General features: G+C 71.0%; 16 protein-coding genes and 1 pseudogene. 7 read left to right on the plus strand and 10 right to left on the minus strand.

Features of this window, described 5'->3' with window-relative positions; translation table 11 throughout:
• The first annotated feature begins 436 nt into the window (after positions 1 to 436).
• From ACZ48Z_RS29075 to ACZ48Z_RS29085, 3 genes are all read left to right on the plus strand, one after another.
• The gene (locus ACZ48Z_RS29075; protein ID WP_468738843.1) at positions 437 to 1,402 is read left to right on the plus strand and encodes a zinc-binding dehydrogenase; all 966 of its coding nucleotides are present in this window, start codon (positions 437 to 439) and stop codon (positions 1,400 to 1,402) included.
• Between the two features lie 100 nt (positions 1,403 to 1,502).
• The gene (locus ACZ48Z_RS29080) at positions 1,503 to 1,712 is read left to right on the plus strand and encodes a helix-turn-helix domain-containing protein (protein WP_013000766.1); all 210 of its coding nucleotides are present in this window, start codon (positions 1,503 to 1,505) and stop codon (positions 1,710 to 1,712) included.
• Positions 1,712 to 2,275, plus strand: a complete 564-nt coding sequence (locus ACZ48Z_RS29085) for a Clp protease N-terminal domain-containing protein (RefSeq protein WP_468738844.1) — start codon at positions 1,712 to 1,714, stop codon at positions 2,273 to 2,275. Before ACZ48Z_RS29080 ends, ACZ48Z_RS29085 begins: the two co-directional genes overlap by 1 nt.
• 129 nt (positions 2,276 to 2,404) lie before the next feature.
• Here the strand turns inward: ACZ48Z_RS29085 and ACZ48Z_RS29090 are convergent, their stop codons facing one another.
• Together ACZ48Z_RS29090 and ACZ48Z_RS29095 are read right to left on the minus strand one after the other, a co-directional pair.
• Positions 2,405 to 3,478 (minus strand): PadR family transcriptional regulator, encoded by a 1,074-nt coding sequence (locus ACZ48Z_RS29090; RefSeq protein WP_468738845.1) that lies wholly within the window; start codon positions 3,476 to 3,478, stop codon positions 2,405 to 2,407.
• Between the two features lies 1 nt (position 3,479).
• Entirely contained in the window at positions 3,480 to 4,502 is a 1,023-nt protein-coding gene (locus tag ACZ48Z_RS29095) for a DUF4097 family beta strand repeat-containing protein (RefSeq protein WP_468738846.1), read from the minus strand.
• A 146-nt stretch (positions 4,503 to 4,648) separates the two neighbouring features.
• Here ACZ48Z_RS29095 and ACZ48Z_RS29100 point away from each other — a divergent pair, with 146 nt between their 5' ends.
• Both ACZ48Z_RS29100 and ACZ48Z_RS29105 read left to right on the plus strand, forming a co-directional pair.
• Positions 4,649 to 5,476 carry a hypothetical protein gene (locus tag ACZ48Z_RS29100; protein ID WP_468738847.1) on the plus strand — a complete coding sequence of 276 codons (828 nt, stop codon included), beginning with the start codon at positions 4,649 to 4,651 and terminating at the stop codon, positions 5,474 to 5,476.
• Between the two features lie 461 nt (positions 5,477 to 5,937).
• On the plus strand, positions 5,938 to 6,135 hold the full coding sequence (locus ACZ48Z_RS29105; RefSeq protein WP_468738848.1) for a hypothetical protein: 198 nt from the start codon (positions 5,938 to 5,940) through the stop codon (positions 6,133 to 6,135).
• Between the two features lie 25 nt (positions 6,136 to 6,160).
• Here the strand turns inward: ACZ48Z_RS29105 and ACZ48Z_RS29110 are convergent, their stop codons facing one another.
• The 5 genes from ACZ48Z_RS29110 to ACZ48Z_RS29130 all read right to left on the minus strand — a co-directional run bounded on the left by ACZ48Z_RS29110 (position 6,161) and on the right by ACZ48Z_RS29130 (position 13,228).
• Positions 6,161 to 6,340 (minus strand): DUF6104 family protein, encoded by a 180-nt coding sequence (locus ACZ48Z_RS29110; protein ID WP_468738849.1) that lies wholly within the window; start codon positions 6,338 to 6,340, stop codon positions 6,161 to 6,163.
• A 141-nt stretch (positions 6,341 to 6,481) separates the two neighbouring features.
• Positions 6,482 to 10,288: a multifunctional oxoglutarate decarboxylase/oxoglutarate dehydrogenase thiamine pyrophosphate-binding subunit/dihydrolipoyllysine-residue succinyltransferase subunit gene (locus ACZ48Z_RS29115; RefSeq protein WP_468738850.1), complete on the minus strand. Its 3,807-nt coding sequence runs from the start codon at positions 10,286 to 10,288 to the stop codon at positions 6,482 to 6,484.
• 295 nt (positions 10,289 to 10,583) lie between these two features.
• On the minus strand, positions 10,584 to 11,690 hold the full coding sequence (locus ACZ48Z_RS29120; protein WP_468738851.1) for a HAMP domain-containing sensor histidine kinase: 1,107 nt from the start codon (positions 11,688 to 11,690) through the stop codon (positions 10,584 to 10,586).
• Positions 11,687 to 12,424 carry a response regulator transcription factor gene (locus ACZ48Z_RS29125; RefSeq protein WP_031038660.1) on the minus strand — a complete coding sequence of 246 codons (738 nt, stop codon included), beginning with the start codon at positions 12,422 to 12,424 and terminating at the stop codon, positions 11,687 to 11,689. The genes ACZ48Z_RS29120 and ACZ48Z_RS29125 overlap by 4 nt, the downstream gene beginning before the upstream one ends.
• Positions 12,425 to 12,547: 123 nt before the next feature.
• Entirely contained in the window at positions 12,548 to 13,228 is a 681-nt protein-coding gene (locus ACZ48Z_RS29130) for a spermine/spermidine synthase domain-containing protein (RefSeq protein ID WP_468738852.1), read from the minus strand.
• Positions 13,229 to 13,367: 139 nt separating this feature from the next.
• Between ACZ48Z_RS29130 and ACZ48Z_RS29135 the strand changes: the two genes are divergently transcribed.
• Positions 13,368 to 14,210, plus strand: a complete 843-nt coding sequence (locus ACZ48Z_RS29135; protein ID WP_468738853.1) for a rhomboid-like protein — start codon at positions 13,368 to 13,370, stop codon at positions 14,208 to 14,210.
• A 48-nt stretch (positions 14,211 to 14,258) separates the two neighbouring features.
• Here ACZ48Z_RS29135 and ACZ48Z_RS29140 read toward each other — a convergent pair whose 3' ends face one another.
• Both ACZ48Z_RS29140 and ACZ48Z_RS29145 read right to left on the minus strand, forming a co-directional pair.
• Entirely contained in the window at positions 14,259 to 15,059 is an 801-nt protein-coding gene (locus ACZ48Z_RS29140; RefSeq protein WP_468738854.1) for a GNAT family N-acetyltransferase, read from the minus strand.
• Between the two features lie 355 nt (positions 15,060 to 15,414).
• Positions 15,415 to 15,750 (minus strand): annotated as a pseudogene (locus ACZ48Z_RS29145) (GNAT family N-acetyltransferase); the annotation flags it as partial.
• 921 nt (positions 15,751 to 16,671) lie between these two features.
• Here ACZ48Z_RS29145 and lon point away from each other — a divergent pair.
• The gene (lon, locus tag ACZ48Z_RS29150) at positions 16,672 to 19,086 is read left to right on the plus strand and encodes an endopeptidase La (RefSeq protein WP_468738855.1); all 2,415 of its coding nucleotides are present in this window, start codon (positions 16,672 to 16,674) and stop codon (positions 19,084 to 19,086) included.
• Between the two features lie 99 nt (positions 19,087 to 19,185).
• Here the strand turns inward: lon and ACZ48Z_RS29155 are convergent, their stop codons facing one another.
• Entirely contained in the window at positions 19,186 to 20,046 is an 861-nt protein-coding gene (locus ACZ48Z_RS29155) for a lysozyme (protein WP_468738856.1), read from the minus strand.
• Positions 20,047 to 20,259 lie beyond the last annotated feature (213 nt).

Here is a 20,259-nt window from a genome sequence, read left to right on the forward strand (position 1 = left end):
GTGGGTGGGTCGGGGGCGGGGTGGGGGGTGTCCGTCCTCGGTCCGGCGGCTCGGTTGCTTGAGCAGTGCTCGGTTCCGGACGCCGGCCGCTGCGGGCGGACACTCCCCACCCCGCCCCCTTCACGCCGTCGGCGGCCAACCACCCATCGTGGCGTACGCCGCATGCACCCACCTGCTTTCAGGGGCGCAGGGAACTGCGCGACCGGCCACAACGGACCCGCAGCCGCAGACCAGCAGCATGCGGCACAGTCCCCCCGCACGCGGGTGCCCCCAACTCCCCCAGGGGCGCGGGGAACTGCGCGACCGGCCACAGTGGACCAGCACCCGCCGTACGGCATCGCGAGGCACGGCGAGAGGAGGCCGGTTCCGCAAGAGGGCGTGTGTCACAACGCTGCCCTGTTCCCCCGGGTCGCCGACGGACCCTATCGTCAAGGTCATGTTCGCTGTCTACGCCGCCCGAATCGACCGCGACGACCCGCTCTCCGGACTGGAGTTGGGGGAGCGCCCGGCCCCCGAAGCCCGCCCCGGCTGGAGTGTCGTCGACGTCAAGGCCGCCTCCCTCAACCACCACGACCTGTGGTCCCTGCGTGGCGTGGGCCTCGCAGAGGACAAGCTGCCGATGATCCTCGGCTGTGACGCCGCCGGTGTCGACGAGGACGGCAATGAGGTCGTCCTGCACTCCGTCATCGGGCAGAGCGGGCACGGGGTCGGTCCCAGGGAGCCCCGCTCCATCCTCACCGAGCGCTATCAGGGGACGTTCGCCGAGCAAGTGGCCGTGCCGACCTGGAACGTCCTTCCCAAGCCGAAGGAACTGTCGTTCGCGGAGGCCGCCTGTCTGCCGACGGCCTGGCTGACGGCGTACCGGATGCTCTTCACCAACGCGGGGGTCAGGCCCGGCGACTCCGTGCTCGTGCAGGGCGCCGGCGGTGGTGTCGCCACTGCCGCGATCGTGCTGGGGAAGGCCGCCGGGCTGCGGGTCTTCGCCACCAGCCGGGACGAGGCCAGGCGCAAGCGCGCGCTGGAGCTGGGGGCCGTCGAGGCCGTGGAGCCGGGCGCGCGGCTGCCGCAGCGGGTGGACGCCGTCATCGAGACCGTGGGCGCGGCCACCTGGTCGCACTCCGTGAAGTCGCTCAAGCCGGGTGGCACGCTGGTCATCTCCGGTGCCACGAGCGGCGACCGTCCCCCGCACGCCGAACTGACCCGGATCTTCTTCCTGGAGCTCAAGGTCGTGGGGTCGACCATGGGGACCAAGGACGAGCTGGAGGATCTGCTGGCGTTCTGCGCCGCCACGGGGGTGCGACCCGTCATCGACGAGGTGCTGCCTATGGACCGCGCCCGCGAGGGCTTCCAACGTGTCGAGTCGGGTGAGCAGTTCGGGAAGGTCGTGCTCACGAACCGCTAACCTCCTTTCTTCTTGTTGACGGCCGGCCCGGGAACGGGTCGGCCGTCAATGTTTGTCAACTGTGGTTGACGTTCGCGTGGTGTCAACGTAAGTTGACGTCATGACCGAAGCAACGGATCTCGCCGAGCGCGCGGGTGATCGTGATCCCCGGGTCGGACTGCGTGCCGTCGCCGCACTGCGCAGGCTGCTGGAGCAACTGGAGTCGGTGCAGGTGCGCAGCGCGCGCCATCAGGGCTGGTCGTGGCAGGAGATCGCCGCGGAACTCGGAGTGAGCAGGCAGGCCGTGCACAAGAAGTACGGGAGGCATTGATGTTCGAGCGGTTCACGAAGGATGCCCGCGCGGTGGTCGTGGGTGCGGCCGGGCACGCCGAGGAGATGGGCGCGGAGGCCGTGGACGCGGAGCACCTGCTGCTCGCGCTGCTGGACCGGGAGACCGGCCGGGCCTCCTTCGCGCTGGCCGCCCTCGGTCTCGCCGGACGTGGGGACGCGGTCCGGGAGGCGTTGGGTGAGGCGCGACGGCGGGCAGGCCTGTCGCAGGCGGAGGCCGAGGCGCTGGCCGGGCTCGGGATCGACGTCTCCGAGATCGTCGCCCGGGTCGAGGAGGTGCACGGGGTCGGAGCGATGTCAGGCGAGCGCAAGGACCGGGGATGGCGGTCCGGGCGGCGTACCTTCGGGCGGGGCGCCAAGGAGATCCTGGAGAAGGCTCTCCGCGTCGCCGTGGCCCGGCGTGACCGCCATGTCGGCGACGAGCACTTCCTGCTGGCCCTGACGGCCAGGCCGGGCGTGCCCGCGGAGGTCCTCGCCGATCACGGGGTGACGTACGAGGCGGTCGTCCGTGTCCTGGACGGCGGTGAAGCGGCGCAGGCAGGCTGAGCGGGGGCCGGGAAGGGTCGGGGCCCTATTCGAGGGTGACGGGGCGCTGCGAACCCTCTGCGAAGGCGGGGCGCCCGGCCCGGCAGTACGGCCGGGCCGGGGGCGGCGTACTGCCGGAGGCGGCGCGGCTCATGCCTTCGGGGCTCGTAGCAGTGCTCCTATGTGGGCCGCCGCCGTCGACAGGTGGCTGCGGGCGTCACGGAGCTGGCCGGCCGTGATGCCGTGGTCGCGGGCCGCGTCGCGGATGTCGTCGCGGAAGCGGTCGAGCAGGCGGTCCAGGTCGCGGGCCGGGTCCCCGGTCGGGTCCTCGTGGGCCCAGGACGGCTCGTACTCGGCGGGGAAGTCCTGCGGGGTGTGGGAGTACTCGGTGCCGGGTGCCGTCCCCTCGGCCTTCTCGGACCTCGCGCCGCCCCGGCCGAAGCCGAAGTCCTTCCCGAACTCCTTGCCGTAGTCCTTCCCGAACTCGCCGAACTCCTTGGCCAGTTCGGTCAGTCCCTCGCGCACCCCGGTCGGCCAGTCGCCGCGGGCGAAGTGGTCCTGCACCTGCTCCTGGACCCGCCGTGCGATGCGCTGCACCTCCTCCTGCGCCTGCTCCCGGGCCCGGTCCTGGGCCTCCTTGGCCTGTCGGCGGGCCCGCTGGGCCTCCTCCCGGGCGCGGCGGCTCTCGTCCTTGGCGCGCCGGGCCTGCTCCTTCCACTCCTGCTTGACGCGGCGCATCTCCTCCTTGGCGGTACGCCACGCCTCCTTGTCGCCGAACTCCGTGAAGTCCCCGAAGGGGCCCTCGTGTTCGCCGCCGCTCTTGGCGCCGCTGCCCTGGCGGGCCTCGGTGGCGGCGGCCTTCATCTCGCGCCGCAGATCGCCTGCCGCGCCGCGCACATCGGCCCGGATCTCGGCGGCGAGCTCGGCGACCGAATCACGGATCTCCAGCTCCAGGTCGGCCAGTTCACCCCCGCGGTCGGCCAGTTCGGCGCGGCCCGCGTCCGTGATGGCGTACACCTTGCGGCCGCCCTCGGTGGTGTGGGTGACCAGACCCTCGGTCTCCAGCTTGGCCAGCCGGGGGTACACGGTGCCCGCCGAGGGGGCGTACAGGCCCTGGAAGCGCTCCTCCAGGAGCCGGATCACCTCGTAGCCGTGGCGCGGGGCCTCGTCCAGCAGCTTCAGCAGGTAGAGACGGAGGCGGCCGTGGGCGAAGACGGGGGGCATGTCAGAGCACCTTCTTGTCGGTCGTGCCGTCGGCCGGGTCGCGGTTCAGATCGCGTGTCGGAGCGTCGGTCGGATCGGGGCCGTCGGCCCGGCCGGAAACGTCATTTTCCCCCGGGGTGCTGTGTCCGCCGTCCACCGGGGCACCGGTGTCCGCCGCCTCGGCGGAGGCGGGTTCGGCACCTGTGCGGTCCGCCTTCTCCCACGGCTCCTCCTCGTCCTCCCTGGGCGGGCGGCGCAGAAGGGCGATCGAGCCGGAGACTGTGGTCGCGCGGAGTTTGCCGGTACCGGCGCCGAGGCGGCCGGTGATCTTGTGGGCGCCCCACTGGCCGTGCACGCGCAGGCCCTCGAAGGCGTTGGAGATCGTCCCGCTCGCGGTGTTGGCCTCCACCTCCGCGTCCGCGGGCTGGGGCAGCCGGATGGCGATCTCGCCCGAGACGCTGGTCAGCCGTACGTCGGTGGGGCCGTCCGGATCGAGGTCGACGATCATCGAGCCGCTGACGGAGTCGGCCCGCACGGAGGGACCGGAGCCCTCCACGACCGTGAGATCCCCCGACACCGAGTTGAACCGCAGGTCGCCGGTGACGGCCTGGGCCTCCAGGTTCCCGGAGACGGTGTCGGCGCGGACGGTGCCGGAGAGGCCGACGAGAGTCGTGTCGCCGTTGACCCCCTTCACCACCGACGGCCCGCGCAGCCCGGACACCACGGCCCCGGCGCTGACCACGCCCACCTCGACGCGGGTCTCGGCCGGCACGGCCAGGGAGACGACCGCGCTGCGCCGCCAGCCCTTGCGGTCGAGCCACTTGAGGAAGCCCTTCCAGGGCAGGTCCTCGTACGCCACCGTGAGGGTTCCCTCCTCCTGGGTGACGATCAGGGGCGGCCCCTCGATCTCGGAGACCTCCAGGCGCGCGGAACCTTCTTCCGTGCCCACCACGTTCACCGTTCCGTTGACGATGCGCACGTGAAGTTCTCGGACCGGCTCGTCGAAGGTGAGCTTCCTGGGCTCAGTGACGGACCACTCGGACATGGTGCAGACCTCCCCGTAGCAACGCGCCATATCGCGTCTCCTGCAATTCACGATATATCGTGGCTCTCGAAAGTCAAGACACTCGTCCTGGGGATGCCCGAGTGCTAAATATGACTAATCGTCGGGAAACGTCCTAGCGTGTGACCATGCCCTCGGAAGCCGCTTCCCGTACCGGTCGCGCCGGTCCCGCCCCCGGTGCCCTGCTGCTCTGCAGGGCCGGGCCGGACTCCGTCGCCCCCGCCGCCCGGTTGTTGCGCGAGCGCATGCTGCTCCTGAGCGCGGGCGAGGGCTGGAGCGTCCTGGTACCGCAGGGTGGGCCCTGGCTGTCAGGCGAGGAGCCGGTCGACCGCGTCCTCACCGGCTGGGCCACCGCCCTGGCCGTCGGTGCTCCCTGGCCCGTCCTCGCGCTGTGGTGGGACGCCGACCGCAGCGGCTACACCCTCGCGTCCGGCTTCCGCCGCACCGTCGGCTACGTCTGGCTCGCCAACGGCACCCCGGCCGGCGAGGACGAGGCGATGCGTACCTTCGCGGCCCGCCTGGCTCTCGACCCGGTTCTGGACGTCCAGTCCCTCGACCCCCTGACGAGAGCCGACCCCGCGTCAGACGCCCGCGCCCGACTGCGCGGCCTGCTGGCGGTCCTTGCGCGCGTGGGCGTGATGCTGCCCGCCGGCCTCACTCCCGGCGAACCCGCCGACCGCCTCAGCGAGACCGCCCGCGTCCGGCCGGACGCCAGGGCGGTTGAGTGGGATGGCGGACCGGAGCCGGTTCCCAGCGACCTCCGGGCCGTGGCGGGCCGCCGCCCGATTCCCTGGCTTCCCTGGCCGGGCCTGACCCTCGCCCAGATGGCGGCAGGCCTTCCGCTGGTCGCCTGGGGCCTACGGCACCGCAGCGGCGGCTGGCTCACCGCGGGGGCGCTTCTGCTGGCGCACGGGGCGCTGGGAGCGGCGTACGGCCTGACACACCCGCGTGACTGAGCCTGGATGCGCCGACGGGAGTGGAACCGGGACGAGACGGGTGACTGCTGGGTCTGCAGGGCCTGCTACCGGACCCGTCCGGGGGCCGGAGACGCGATGCGCCTGCGGGACTGAGCCGGGACGCATCCGGACCCCCTCCGTAGTGACTGATCCCGGACGCCCTCGCAAAGTCCGAAGGCGGTCGTGCCCGGGGGAGGGACGGGCCGGCTGGGCGCGCGAGGGCGGGAGCCGTTTGTCGACGACGACTTCCGGAGTCACCTCGCGGTACACCCGCCCCGCGACCGGTGCCGAGCGGCGGAACACGGTCCGCCGGTCGGGGCGATCGTAGGGAGATGTACCGAACCCCGAGTCGGGGACCTTGGCCGGGGGTGACCCGCGCGGTGAGACTGGCGGCCGGCCTCGGCGGGGTCTCCGGAACAGGCGCCGCCGGCCGAACCCAACCGGTCGGTAAAGGAGTTCAGATGCATCTGCGCACGCGTGCCCTGGCCGTCGTGTTCGTGGCCACCGCTGCCCTCACCGCTCTCGGGCCCGCGGCCGTGGCCGCGCCCATGCCCTGGGAGACCAGCAAGACCCCCACGGCCGTCACCCACAGCATCTCCGCAGCGGCCCGCGAGCTCGGCACGGTCACCGTGCTGTGCACCGGTGGCTGCTACCAGTAGGCCGCCGCCACCCGAGCACCTGGCCCTACTCGTCCTCGTCGTCGTCCAGCCGGGCCAGCCACGTCGCCAGTCGCTCCACCGGTACCTCGAAGTCCGGGTTGAGGTCGACGAACGTCCGCAACTGCTCGGCGAGCCACTCGAACGTGACCGATTCCTCGCCGCGCCGCTTCTCCAGTTCCTCGATGCCGCGGTCGGTGAAGTACATGGTGCTGCTCTCCTGCGTGGGGGATGGAGGGGTGGAAGGGCTGCCACCAGCCTAGACGCGGGCGGCGGAGCCGGGTGGCACTGTGGGCCCGTCCCCCAGTCGCTCGGGAACGGGCCCACAGGTCAGGCGGGTTTCAGCGGCTCACGCCTCGAACACCTCGCGCACCAGCTGCTCCTGCTCCGCCTGGTGCCGCTTCGCGGAACCGACGGCCGGGGAGGAGCCGTGCGGGCGCGAGATGCGCCGCAGCCGCTCTCCGTGCGGAACGTCCGCGCCGACCGCGAGGTCCAGGTGGTCGATCAGGTTGAGCGCGATGAAGGGCCATGCGCCCTGGTTCGCCGGCTCCTCCTGGGCCCACAGGTACTTCTCGGCGTTCGGGTACTTGGCGATCTCGGCCTGGATCTCGGCACCCGGGAGGGGGTACAGACGCTCGATGCGGATGATCGCCGTGTCCGTGATACCGCGCTTCTGACGCTCGCCGTCGAGGTCGTAGTAGACCTTGCCGCTGCAGAAGACGACCTTCTTGACCGCTGCCGCGTCGACCGTCGAGTCGCCGATGACCGGGCGGAACTGACCCGAGGTGAACTCCTCCGTCTTCGACGCGGCGGCCTTGAGGCGCAGCATCGACTTCGGGGTGAAGACCACCAGCGGCTTGTGGTGCGGGTTGTGCACCTGCCACCGCAGGAGGTGGAAGTAGTTCGACGGGAGGGTCGGCATCGCGACCGTCATGTTGTTCTGCGCGCACAGCTGGAGGAAGCGCTCGACGCGGGCCGAGGAGTGGTCCGGGCCCTGGCCCTCGTAGCCGTGCGGGAGCAGGAGCGTGACGCCGGACGTCTGGCCCCACTTCTGCTCCGCCGCCGAGATGTACTCGTCGACGATCGTCTGCGCGCCGTTGACGAAGTCGCCGAACTGCGCCTCCCACAGCACGAGCGCGTCGGGCCGGGCCAGCGAGTAGCCGTACTCGAAGCCCATGACCGCGTACTCGGAGAGCAGGGAGTTGTAGACGTTGTAGCGGGCCTGCTCCTCGGCGAGGTACTGGAGCGGGGTGTGCTCCTCGCCCGTCTCACGGTTGATGAGGACCGCGTGACGCTGGCCGAACGTGCCGCGCTGGGAGTCCTGGCCCGACAGGCGGACCGGGGTGCCCTCCAGCAGCAGCGAGCCGACGGCCAGGGTCTCGCCCATGCCCCAGTCGATCGTGCCGTCCTCGACCATCGACGCCCGGCGCTGCAGCTGCGGCAGCAGACGCGGGTGGACGTGGAAGGTGTCGGGGATGTTGACCTGGGACTCGGCGATCCGCTTCACGACCTCCGAGGAGATCGCGGTGCTCACGGCGACCGGGAACTCGGCCTGCGGGTCCGAGACGGGCCCGGCGGCCGGCTGGGCCGTGACGGCCTCGCGGACCTCCGTGAAGACCTTCTCCAGCTGGCCCTGGTAGTCCTGGAGCGCCTGCTCGGCCTCTTCCAGGGTGATGTCGCCGCGACCGATGAGGGACTCGGTGTACAGCTTGCGCACCGAGCGCTTCTTGTCGATCAGGTCGTACATCAGCGGCTGGGTGAAGGCCGGGTTGTCCGACTCGTTGTGACCGCGGCGGCGGTAGCAGATGAGGTCGATCACCACGTCCTTGTTGAACGCCTGGCGGAACTCGAAGGCGAGCCGCGCGACGCGGACCACGGCCTCCGGGTCGTCGCCGTTCACGTGGAAGATCGGGGCCTCGATCATCCTCGCCACGTCCGTCGCGTACATCGACGAACGCGAGGACTCCGGGGCGGCCGTGAAGCCGACCTGGTTGTTGATGACGATGTGGACCGTGCCGCCGGTGCGGTAACCCCGCAGCTGCGACATGTTCAGGGTCTCGGCCACCACGCCCTGGCCCGCGAAGGCCGCGTCACCGTGCAGGGCGACCGGCAGGACCGTGAAGTCCGTGCCGCCCTTGTTGATGATGTCCTGCTTGGCGCGGACGATGCCCTCGATGACCGGGTCGACCGTCTCCAGGTGGGAGGGGTTCGCGGCCAGCGAGACCTTGATCTGCTCGCCGTCCAGGCCCGTGAAGGTGCCCTCGGCGCCCAGGTGGTACTTGACGTCGCCGGAGCCGTGCATCGACTTCGGGTCGAGGTTGCCCTCGAACTCGCGGAAGATCTGGGCGTACGACTTGCCGACGATGTTCGCCAGGACGTTCAGCCGGCCGCGGTGGGCCATGCCGATGACGACCTCGTCCAGGCGGGACTCGGCGGCCGAGTCCAGCACCGCGTCGAGCAGCGGGATGACGGACTCGCCGCCCTCCAGGGAGAACCGCTTCTGGCCGACGTACTTCGTCTGCAGGAAGGTCTCGAAGGCCTCCGCGGCGTTCAGCCGGCGCAGGATGCGCAGCTGCTCCTCGCGCTCCGGCTTGGTGTGCGAGCGCTCGATGCGGTCCTGGATCCACCTGCGCTGCTTCGGGTCCTGGATGTGCATGAACTCGACGCCGGTGGTGCGGCAGTACGAGTCGCGCAGCACGCCGAGGATGTCGCGCAGCTTCATCAGGGACTTGCCGGCGAAGCCGCCGACCGCGAACTCCCGCTCCAGGTCCCACAGGGTGAGGCCGTGCTCGGTGATGTCCAGGTCGGGGTGCTTGCGCTGGCGGTACTCCAGCGGGTCGGTGTCGGCCATGACGTGGCCGCGGACCCGGTAGGAGTGGATCAGCTCGAAGACGCGGGCGGCCTTGGTGACGTCGTCGTCGTGGCTGGCGTCGATGTCCTTGAGCCAGCGGACCGGCTCGTAGGGGATGCGCAGCGCCTCGAAGATCTCGTCGTAGAAGCCGTTCTCGCCGAGGAGGTAGTTGGCGACGACGCGCAGGAACTCGCCGGAGGCGGCGCCCTGGATGACCCGGTGGTCGTAGGTCGACGTGAGCGTCATGACCTTCGAGATGCCGAGCTTGTTCAGGGTGTCCTGGGAGGTGCCCTGGAACTCCGCCGGGTAGTCCATCGAGCCGACGCCCATGATGACCGACTGGCCGGGCATCAGACGCGGGACCGAGTGGACGGTGCCGAGGCCGCCCGGGTTCGTCAGGGAGACCGTGACGCCCGAGAAGTCGTCCATCGTCAGCTTGCCGTCACGGGCGCGGCGGACGATGTCCTCGTAGGCCTGCCAGAACTCGAAGAAGTTCAGCGTCTCGGCCTTCTTGATGCCCGCGACGACCAGCTGGCGGTCGCCGTTGGGCTTCACCAGGTCGATGGCGAGGCCGAAGTTGATGTGCTCCGGCTTGACCAGGGTCGGCTTGCCGTCCTTCTCCACGAAGGAGTAGTTCATCGACGGCATGGCCTTGATGGCCTGCACCATCGCGTAGCCGATGAGGTGGGTGAAGGAGATCTTCCCGCCCCGGGCGCGCTTCAGGTGGTTGTTGATGACGATGCGGTTGTCGAACAGAAGCTTCACCGGGACCGCGCGCACGGACGTGGCCGTGGGGACCTCGATGGAGGCGTTCATGTTCTTCGCGACCGCGGCGGCGGGACCGCGCAGGGTCACGAACTCCGGGCCCTCCGCGGCGGAGCCACCGGTGGCGGCGGGCTTCGCGGCGGCCGGCTTGGCGGCCGGTGCCGGGGCGGCGGCCGGAGCAGCGGCCTTGGCGGGGGCAGGAGCCGCTGCGGCGGGCTTGGCGGCCGGAGCCGGCGCGGGAGCCGGGGCGGCGGGAGCCGGGGCGGCGGGAGCCGCAGACGGCGCCGGAGCCGCTGGGGAGGTGGTCCCTGCGGCCCCCGCGGCCGCAGTACCCGCCGTAGCCGGGGCGCCAGCTGCCCCGGGCTTGTAGTCGGCAAAGAAGTCCCACCAGGCTCGGTCTACCGAATTCGGGTCCTGGAGGTACTGCTGATAAATCTCGTCGACGAGCCACTCGTTCGGGCCGAACGCGGCAGCGGGGTTCTTGCCCGCTTGGTCTGCGTCGGTCGAGATGCTCGAGTTACTGGGGGACTGTGGCGACACGGCGGCAACCGCCCTCTTCCGCTTCTCACAAGGTGATGGACAGCGGGAATAAAGGCTACGCCCCCAAGACCGCGAAGGTCAGGCCGGGTCGGTCCATCGTCGTGTAAGTCACATGAAAGAGCGGGTTTCGCGGCTGGAAATGGCGGGAAACAAGCGGGGTTCCGCACGGTGAGGCAGCACTGAAGGACGGGCCCGGCGGGGCTCCTCGCGACGGCGGCGCGGCCCTCTGCCTGATCACACGTGTCCGTCAGCGCGGAACAGAGGTGGATCTTGTGGCTCCGCTTCGAACTTTACGTCAACTTGGCAGAGAGGGAAGTCCCGGCAGGGTGACAAGAATCCTGCAGCCCCGCTCGGATTCGGCCACTCCGATCCGGCCGCCGTGCAGATCCACGGCCCAGCGCGCGATCGCGAGCCCCAGTCCGGTGCCGCCGTCGCTGCCCGGACCGTGCGGCCGCCGGACCTGCCCGCGGTTGAACCGCTCGAAGACGCGGTGCCACTCCGAGCGCGGAATGCCGGGGCCCTCGTCGAGCACCTCCAGCTGCAGCGACTCGGGCAGGGCCCCGCGCCGCGCCTTCACCGTCACCCGGCCGTGCGGCGGGCTGTGCTTGACCGCGTTGTCGATGAGGTTGGCGACGACCTGGTGGATGCGCTCCGGGTCGGCGTGCGCGGTCAGCTCCGGCGGGGACACGTCGAGGTGCAGATGGACGTCGTTGCGGGTGTGGCTGCCGGACCCGGACGCGATGCCCGCGCGCGCGGTGGCGACCATGTTGGCCTCCTTCAGCACGCCCGACAGGTACGGCCACACCTCGAAACGGCGCTTCTTCAGCGGTACGACGCCGTTGTCCAGCCGGGACAGGTCCAGCAGCGTCTCCACCAGCCGGCCGAGCCGCTCGGTCTGTTTCAGGGCCGTGCGCATGGTCTCGGGGTCGGCCTGGGTGAACCCGTCGACGATGTTCTCCAGCACCGCGCGCAGGCCCGCGATGGGTGTGCGCAGCTCGTGGGAGACATTTGCCACAAGTTCCTTGCGCTGGCGTTCCTGGGCCTCCAGGTCGTCCGCCATGCGGTTGATCGTCTGGGCCAGGTCGCCCAGCTCGTCCCGGCGGTTCTCACGGACCCGGCGGGTGTAGTCGCCGTGCGAGATGGACCGGGCGACGGCGTTCATGTCGTCCAGGGGCGCGGTGAGCGAATGCGCCACGAACTGCGTAATCAGCAGTGTGGCGATCATCGAGAAGACCGTGATGAAGCGCAGCTCGGTGGCTGTGCGCATCGCGATCATCATCAGCCCGGTGGTGATGAGGACCGCGATGACGACCAGCGCGCCCAGCTTGGTCTTGATCGAGAACGGGCTCACGCCGCCCCAGGGTTCCCTGGGGCTTCTCCGGCCGGCCGGACCGTCGCTCATGGCGTTGGGGTCTCCAGGGCGTAGCCCACGCCGTGCACCGTGCGGATCCGCTCGGCACCGATCTTCCGGCGCAGGGCCTTGATGTGGCTGTCGACGGTGCGGGTGCCGGAGGCGTCCGCCCAGTCCCACACCTCGGCGAGCAGCTGCTCACGGGAGAGCACCGCGCGCGGGGTGTTCGCCAGGCACACCAGGAGGTCGAACTCGGTGGGCGTCAGGTGCACGTCCTCCGAGCGGACCCGCACCCGGCGCTGTGCGTGGTCGATCTCCAGTTCGCCGAGGCGCAGGATGCCGGAGCGCGGTGTGGCCGCGGCCAGCGCGGCCCGCTCCACCCGCCGCAGCAGGACGTGCACGCGCGCGGCCAGCTCGCGCATCGAGAACGGCTTGGTCATGTAGTCGTCGGCGCCGACGCCGAGCCCGACCAGCATGTCGGTCTCGTCGTCCCGCGCGGTGAGCATCATCACCGGCACCGGACGGGCGGCCTGCACACGGCGGCAGACCTCCAGACCGTCGAAGCCGGGCAGCATGATGTCGAGGATCAGCAGGTCCGGCTGCCAGGCCTCTGCGGTGTCCACCGCCGACGGACCGTCGACCGCCGTTTGCACGAGGAATCCCTCGGCGCGCAGGCGGGTCGCGATGGCGTCGACGATCGTCGGATCGTCCTCGACGACCAGGACCCGGCGCTGTGCGCCCGGAGTGGCCGTCGAACCGTTGTGGGAGGTGTGTGTCTGCTCCATCGCCCGCCCCTGGGGAGTGCTTTCCGGAACCATGTGGGGTGATTCCTTGTCTGCGCATGACTGCGATTGACGCTTGAATGATCGGCGTAGGGAAGCAGAGTACGGGGAGTCATCACAGCTTTGCTATCCAGGTCGGACGGCGAGATGGACGACGTCGGGTACGCCCCGGGCAACGGGGATCTCCTCGGTACGTACCTGCTGGAACCCGGCATTTGCTAGGGATACCTCAAATTCCGCAGAGGGCTGGGCGGACCACACGGCGAGTACTCCGCCCGGCTTCAACACCCTTGCGCAACTTGTGAGTCCGGCACGCGCGTAGAGTCCGCCGTTGCCCTCCGTGACCGTCCAGTCGGGTCCGTTGTCGATGTCGAGGCACAGCGCGTCGAAAGTGGCGCATGTCTCATTGACGAATCCGACTACATCCGTTTCCAGAATGTTCGTCCGGGGATCGGCGAGCGCCTCCGCGGACAGCGCCGAAAGGGGCCCGCCCGCGCGGTGCCAGTCGACGATGGCCGGCTCCCGCTCCACGACGGTGATGCGGCCCCAGCGGGGATTCGCGGCGGCGTGTGCGAGCGAGAAGCCGACGCCGAGGCCGCCGATGAGGACGTGCGGATCCGGGCGGTCGTCGAGTGCGCCGAGCGCCGCGTCCACGAGCCTGCGCTCGGAGCGGCCGTCCGAAGTGTCCATCAGGAAACAGCCGTTGGCGATGATCTGGAGCAACTCGCCGTGGCGCCGCAGGACGACCTCTCCGTACGGGCCCTCGCGACGGTCCAGGACTTCGGGGATGTCGTACGAGGTGGGCATCGGCCCATCCTGGCAGTTGTGGCGCCTTGGGCCGTAGTTCTTGAGAAGTACCTGTGAATCGGGTGCGAGGTGGCGTCGGTCACAGACAGCCGGTGGGTCGGGCGCGAAGGCTGGGGTGAAACGGAAGGGGCACCTCACCTTGGAACGGACCGTGCCGACAGCTCCGTCCGACGCGACCGCGCCCGCTTCGGCCCCGCCCGCACCGGATGCGTGCTTTCCGGATGCGGCGGCGCTGCTCGACGGGATGCCCAGGCAGCAGGGCCGGGCGGAGGCTGCGCAGACGGCCGTCGCGGAGGCTGCGGCTGTACGGACAGCGGTGAGCGTTCCGGTTGCCCGCCCCCGACTCCGCGTCTCCCGCCTCCGGCGGCTGCTTCCCACCCCCACCGGCACACCGTTCACCTTCGGCTACGGCGCCGTCCTGGCCGCCGTCTCGCTCGTCGCCGCGCACCTGGACCCCGCCCTGGTGCACACCCTGCACCAGGGCTCCAGCACCGATGTCGCGCACCTCGTGCGGACGCCCGTGCTGGCGCTGACGGCCAGCGCGCTGTGGATCGCCGGGGGAATCCTCTCGCCGTACGCCATCGCCCTGCTGTTCGTCCTCACCGCCCTGGAGCGACGGATCGGGGGAGTGCGCACGGCCGGTGTCTTCCTCCTCGGGCACATGGGCGCGACGCTCGCCACCGAGGTGCCCATCGGCCTCGCGGTGCTGCTCGGCCACCTGCCCGCCAGCTCGCTGCACCGCCTGGACTACGGCGTCAGCTTCGGCGTGGCCGCGAGCCTCGGCGCGCTGACCGGGCTGCTCAGGCCGTGGCTGCGTTGGCCGTTGCTCACCCTCTTCGGCTGGGTGCTGGTGGCGGACCTGATCGCCTTCACCGACCCGATGACCGACTGGGGCCACCTGATCGCCCTCACGATCGGTGTCGCGACCTGGCCCCTGGTCCGGCGGTGGCACCGCGCACGCCAACCCCTCCCGGCCCGCTAGGCCCGCCGCGCCCGGTCCTGCGACGCCGTGGCGCTGCCCGCGCTGCCGTCAGCGGCCCGGTGGCGTCCAGACGTACGGCGTCGTCGTGGTCACCGCGTGGAAGCCGAGCCGGCGCAGGATGGGCGCGCTGTCGTCGGACGCGTCCACGTGCAGATACGTGACCCCGCCGGCGGCGGCGAGGGCGGCGCGTACGGCGACCAGGGCGCGGTAGATGCCCCTGCCCCGCCACTCGGCGAGCGTGGAGCCGCCCCACAGGCTCGCGAACTCCGTGCCCGCGCGGAACACCAGCCAGGCGGCGCACACCACTTCACCGTCCGCCTCGGCCACGTACACCGCGATGTCGTCCGGTGCGGTGGCGACCCGGCCGGACAGGTCGTCGGCGAGCCAGCTCCAGTCCTGGCCCCACACCGCCGACTCCATCGCGGCGATCCGGCGCATGTCCGCGTCCGCCGTGACCCTGCGCACGGTGACGCCCTCCGGCAGTACCGGCTCCCGTACGGCCATGTCGGCGGCCCGCCCGATCAGCACCGACTCCCGCTCCTCGGGCACGAAACCGGCCGCGCGGAGCCGTTCGGCGAGGTCGGCCGGGGTGTCGTGGGCCCGGGTCTTCCACTCCAGCGCCTCTCCGCGCGCGGCGAAGAAGTCGCGCTGGCGGGCGATGAGGTCGTCGAGCGCCGCACCCTCGACGCCGAGGTCCCGGGGCCCGCTCACGAACCCGCGGAACTGGCCGACGATCCGCAGCAGCGGACCGTCCTGCTCGTACGTGACCCCGGCGGGCGGGGTGGGGGGAGCGCCGCGCATCTGGTCGTCGTAGGCGGAGAGGAGGGGCTGTATGTCTGCTGTGGTCATCGTTGCTGGGTTCCCCGTGTGTTGGTGGTGTGGTGGTGGTCCGGTGGTTCTGGCTCATGGCCGTGCACACGCGTGTGCACGGCTGTCGCCCGCGCGGGTGATCTCCTCGACCGGTGCGGGCAGTGGTTTCCACCGACCGAGGACCGGGTCGTGCCTCGCGGTCACCTGGGGCGCCGCCGTCCGCGGTGCGCCAGGGGGCGGAGTCCGAGGGTGCCGGGAAGACCGGGCGCCGGCCGGGCGTTGTCCGCCATGCGGCCGGCGCTGAGCATCCGAAGGTCTCGGGTCGATCACCGGCGCAGCATGACAGAGGCCGTCCCGGGCCGCCTCCGGGTTTCCGTGAAGCGACGACGGACGGTCACCCGGCGCCCGGTCCCACGAACTTCGCACTGGTGAGCGGAGCTTCCACATGCCAGCCCAGAGACTCGTACAGCGCCCGTCCCGCCGGCGTTCCCGCGAGGACGCCGGTCTCCGCGCCCTCGGCGGCCGCCGTGGCCTGGAGCGTGCGCATGACGATGCTGCCCAGACCCCGGCGCCGATGCGCGGGCGCGGTCTCGATCTGGTCGAAGACGGCGGTCGCGCCCGTCGGGGCCACCTGGCCACGCGCCGCGAGGGAGCCGTCCGGCGCGGCGACGAGCAGCCGCGTGACACCACCGACGGACCACACCCGCATCCGGTAGCCGTCCGGGACACTCGTGAGTCCGGCTACCGGAACGCCGGCCCGTCCGGGCTCCGTGGCGTCCGTGCGTCCGGTTCCCGGAACGCCGGCATGTCCGGCCTCCGGGACATCCGTGGGCGCGCCCTCCGCAGCGTTCGTACGTCCGGCTTCCGGTGCGCCCGTCTGCGGAGTCTCCGGGACGCCCGCGTGCCCGGCTCCCGGCGCATCCGTACGTGCCCCTTGCACGGCGCGCGTGCGCACGGCCTCCGGGTCACCTGTCGGCCCGCTCTCCGGAGTGCCCGTATCTCCGGTCTCCGGGAAGTCGGGCCGTCCCGCCTCCTGGACGTCGGCGCGTCCAGTCGTCGGAGCGCCGGCGTGCTCGGTCTTCGGGGTGCCCGTGCGTGTCGTCGGCAGGTGTGCCGTCCGCCCGGCCCGCGTGGTCGTCAGGGGGATCGTCATCAGGTAGCCCGGTTCCGGGTCCACCCACCAGCCCTCGCCCAGCCAGGCCCCGACCACCTCCGGGTCCTGGAACACCTTGAGCCACACCCCGGCCCCCGTCACCCCGTCGGCCACCTTGCGTACGACCTCCTCGTCCACGTCGGCGCCCAGGGCCTCGAAGACGTGCCGCGACACCTGCGCCATCAGGCCGACGTCGACCGTGAACCCCCACGGTTCCCGCTCCGGCGGGGCGACCCCGCGGGACACGACCCAGCCGTCCACCCATGCCCGTACGACCCCGTCCATGAGACTCCCTCGCATCGGCCGATGCAGTTGTGTGATGGTTGAAGTAATGGTTGATGGAGAGCTTCACCTATTACCCGGCTTCAAGATAGGCCCCGGAGTGCCGAGTTCGGCAGTCGTGATCGCCCACAGCGAACAGGGCGGTGGGTGGGGAACATACGGAGGCTCACGTGCATTGAGTCGGCATAGCTCAACTTGACTGCCGAAGGGGAGATCATGGCTTCGACGTCCACACCGCTCACTCTGCCTGTGCTGCCGCTCGACGACGAGGTCGTGCTGCCCGGAATGGTGGTTCCGCTGGACCTGAACGACGCCGACGTACGTGCCGCGGTGGAGGCCGCTCAGGCCGCCGCCCGCTCGGAACCCGGCAAGCCGAAGGTCCTCCTGGTGCCACGCCTCGACGGGACCTACGCGAGCACCGGTGTGCTCGGTACCGTCGAGCAGGTCGGCCGGCTGGCCGACGGTGACCCGGGTGCCCTCATCCGCGGCCGGGGCCGGGTGAGGATCGGTGCCGGGACGACCGGCCCGGGCGCCGCCCTCTGGGTCGAGGGGACCAGGGTCGACGAGACCGTTCCCGACCCGCTGCCCGGTCATGTCGCCGAACTGGTCACCGAGTACAAGGCCCTCGCCACCGCATGGCTGCGCAAGCGCGGTGCCTGGCAGGTCGTGGACCGGGTCCAGGCCATCGACGACGTCTCCGCGCTCGCCGACAACTCCGGTTACTCACCGTTCCTGACGACCGAGCAGAAGGTGGAACTGCTGGAGACCGCCGACCCGGTCGCCCGCCTCAAGCTCGCCACCGGACACCTGCGCGACCACCTCGCCGAGCAGGACGTCGCCGAGACCATCGCCAAGGACGTCCAGGAAGGCGTCGACAAGCAGCAGCGGGAGTTCCTGCTCCGCCGTCAGCTGGAAGCCGTACGCAAGGAACTGCGGGAGATCAACGGCGAGCAGGACGGCGAGGAGTCCGACGACTACCGCACACGTGTGGAGGCCGCGGACCTGCCGGAGAAGGTGCGGGAGGCCGCGCTCAAGGAGGTCGACAAGCTGGAGCGGTCCTCCGACCAGTCGCCCGAGGGGTCCTGGATCCGCACCTGGCTGGACACCGTCCTCGAACTGCCGTGGAACGAGCGGACCGAGGACGCGTACGACATCCAGGGAGCCAAGACGGTCCTCGACGCCGAGCACGCTGGCCTGGAGGACGTGAAGGAGCGGATCACCGAGTACCTGGCGGTCCGCAAGCGACGCAACGACCGGGGGCTCGGGGTCGTGGGCGGCCGGCGCGGCGGTGCCGTGCTCGCCCTCGTCGGCCCTCCCGGTGTCGGCAAGACCAGCCTCGGCGAGAGCGTCGCGCACGCCATGGGCCGCAAGTTCGTCCGCGTCGCCCTCGGCGGCGTGCGGGACGAGGCGGAGATCCGCGGACACCGGCGGACGTACGTCGGCGCGCTGCCCGGCCGGATCGTACGGGCGATCAAGGAGGCCGGGTCGATGAACCCGGTGGTCCTGCTCGACGAGATCGACAAGGTGGGCTCCGACTTCCGCGGCGACCCCGCGGCGGCCCTCCTGGAGGTCCTGGACCCGGCGCAGAACCACACCTTCCGCGACCACTACCTGGAGGTCGAACTCGACCTGAGCGACGTCGTGTTCCTGGCGACGGCGAACGTCCTGGAGGCCATCCCGGAGGCCCTGCTCGACCGTATGGAGCTGGTCCGCCTCGACGGCTACACCGAGGACGAGAAGATCGTCATCGCCCGCGATCACCTGCTGCCGCGCCAGCTGGAGCGGGCCGGGCTCGCGGCGGACGAGGTCGTCATCGACGAGAGCGCCCTGCGCAAGCTCGCCGGCGAGTACACGCGTGAGGCGGGCGTCCGCACCCTGGAGCGGTCCGTCGCGAGGCTGCTGCGCAAGGTGGCGGCCCAGCACGAACTCGGCGAGCGGGAACTGCCGTTCACCGTCACCGACGAGGAACTGCGCGGTCTGATCGGCCGTCCGCACCACGTGCCCGAGTCGGCCCAGGACCCCGCGGAACGCCGTACGGCGGTCCCCGGTGTCGCGACCGGACTCGCGGTCACCGGAGCGGGCGGGGACGTGCTCTTCGTCGAGGCGTCGCTGGCCGACCCGGAGACGGGCGCGGCGGGTCTGACGCTGACCGGCCAGCTGGGTGACGTGATGAAGGAGAGCGCGCAGATCGCCCTGTCCTTCCTCCGCTCGCACGGCGCCGAGCTCGAACTGCCGGTGGGCGATCTGAAGGACCGGGGTGTGCACATCCACTTCCCGGCGGGCTCGGTCCCGAAGGACGGTCCGAGCGCGGGCGTCACCATGACGACGGCGCTGGCCTCGCTGCTCTCCGGACGGCTGGTCCGTACGGACGTGGCCATGACCGGCGAGGTCTCGCTGACCGGCCGGGTCCTGCCGATCGGCGGCGTGAAGCAGAAGCTGCTCGCCGCGCACCGCGCCGGGGTGACGACCGTGATCATCCCCAAGCGCAACGAGGCCGACCTGGACGACGTCCCGGCGGAGGTGCTGGACAAGCTCGACGTCCACGCCGTCACCGACGTCCGCCAGGTCCTGGAGCTGGCGCTGTCCCCGGCGACGAAGGGGGCCGTGCCGGAGGTTCCGGTGGCGGCGTGACGGGCGCCTCCGGATGAGGTGAAGGCCCGGGTTCTCGTGAGGGAGGCCCGGGTCTTCACCGTATCCGTGCAGGTGTCCGTGAACGTGTCCGCGAACCGGTCAGCCGTTGGCGAGTGCCTGCACCCGGTCGAGCGCTCCGTTGAAGCGGTCGTGGTCGCCGACCGTCGGTCCCGTCGAGGTGTACTGCCACATCGCGTACGTGCTCCAGCCCGCCGGGAGCGTCCCCGCGGTCGACGCGTACCGCGCGATCCACAGCGGGTTGGCGGAGGCGAAGCCGCCGTAGTCGCCGGTGCATTGGGTCCACCAGCTGGTGGCCGTGTAGATGACGGCGTTCCGGCCGGTCCGCGCCCTGTACTGGTTCAGGAAGTCACGGATCCAGGTGACCATCGCGCTCTGGCTCTTGTCGAAGCAGGCGTCGCCGTACGGGTTCCACTCGATGTCGAGCGCGCCGGGCAGCGTCCTGCCGTCCTGGGACCAGTCGCCGCCGTGGTCGACGAAGTAGTTCGCCTGCGTTGCGCCGCTCGTGGTGTCGGGGGTGGCGAAGTGGTAGGCGCCACGGATCATTCCGACGCCGTAGGCGCCGCTGTACTGCTGGCCGAAGTACGGGTTCGTGTAGTACGTCCCCTCGCTCGCCTTGGTGTACGCCCATCGGACGCCGCTGTTCCACAGGGTCGGCCAGGAGACGTTGCCCTGGTAGCTGGCGACGTCGACGCCCTCTGACTGGGCGGCGCGGGTGCCGGCGGGGAGAGCGCCCTGGCCGTCATGCGCTACGACGCCCATTCCCATGTGGGCGGAGCCGCGGGCCGGGGTGGCGGTGGCCTCGGCGGACTCGCGCGCTCCGGGTGCTTCGGAGGCTTCGGCGGCCGGGGCGGGGAGGTGCAGCACGGAGAACGCGGTGAGCAGGAGTCCGACGAGAAAGAGGCGCCGGGCGGGTATCGGACCGGGTCTGTGCACGGGCATGGCGTGCCTCCGAAGGCTCGGTGATGCTCGGTGGGGGGTCGGGGGGACATGCGGGGCCCTGCCGAAACTGGCATGGGCATGCCAGCAGCTGCTCGGTGAAGACGCTACGTACGGGGACGAGGGGGTGGGAAGGGGGACCGGAGGCTGCCGTTGGTCCAGCCCTGCGAAATACTTGCGGAGCTGCGGCAATGGCGCAATTTGGCGGAAACTTTC

It is taken from the genome of Streptomyces sp. NPDC031225 (assembly GCF_055570355.1).

Bases quoted from the DNA above. Each gene is read 5' to 3' on its own strand.
- ACZ48Z_RS29075 (WP_468738843.1), top strand. From the start codon at position 437: ATGTTCGCTGTCTACGCCGCCCGAATCGACCGCGACGACCCGCTCTCC.
- ACZ48Z_RS29080 (WP_013000766.1), top strand. From the start codon at position 1,503: ATGACCGAAGCAACGGATCTCGCCGAGCGCGCGGGTGATCGTGATCCC.
- ACZ48Z_RS29085 (WP_468738844.1), top strand. From the start codon at position 1,712: ATGTTCGAGCGGTTCACGAAGGATGCCCGCGCGGTGGTCGTGGGTGCG.
- ACZ48Z_RS29090 (WP_468738845.1), bottom strand. From the start codon at position 3,478: ATGCCCCCCGTCTTCGCCCACGGCCGCCTCCGTCTCTACCTGCTGAAG.
- ACZ48Z_RS29095 (WP_468738846.1), bottom strand. From the start codon at position 4,502: ATGTCCGAGTGGTCCGTCACTGAGCCCAGGAAGCTCACCTTCGACGAG.
- ACZ48Z_RS29100 (WP_468738847.1), top strand. From the start codon at position 4,649: ATGCCCTCGGAAGCCGCTTCCCGTACCGGTCGCGCCGGTCCCGCCCCC.
- ACZ48Z_RS29105 (WP_468738848.1), top strand. From the start codon at position 5,938: ATGCATCTGCGCACGCGTGCCCTGGCCGTCGTGTTCGTGGCCACCGCT.
- ACZ48Z_RS29110 (WP_468738849.1), bottom strand. From the start codon at position 6,340: ATGTACTTCACCGACCGCGGCATCGAGGAACTGGAGAAGCGGCGCGGC.
- ACZ48Z_RS29120 (WP_468738851.1), bottom strand. From the start codon at position 11,690: ATGAGCGACGGTCCGGCCGGCCGGAGAAGCCCCAGGGAACCCTGGGGC.
- ACZ48Z_RS29125 (WP_031038660.1), bottom strand. From the start codon at position 12,424: ATGGAGCAGACACACACCTCCCACAACGGTTCGACGGCCACTCCGGGC.
- ACZ48Z_RS29130 (WP_468738852.1), bottom strand. From the start codon at position 13,228: ATGCCCACCTCGTACGACATCCCCGAAGTCCTGGACCGTCGCGAGGGC.
- ACZ48Z_RS29140 (WP_468738854.1), bottom strand. From the start codon at position 15,059: ATGACCACAGCAGACATACAGCCCCTCCTCTCCGCCTACGACGACCAG.
- lon (WP_468738855.1), top strand. From the start codon at position 16,672: ATGGCTTCGACGTCCACACCGCTCACTCTGCCTGTGCTGCCGCTCGAC.
- ACZ48Z_RS29155 (WP_468738856.1), bottom strand. From the start codon at position 20,046: ATGCCCGTGCACAGACCCGGTCCGATACCCGCCCGGCGCCTCTTTCTC.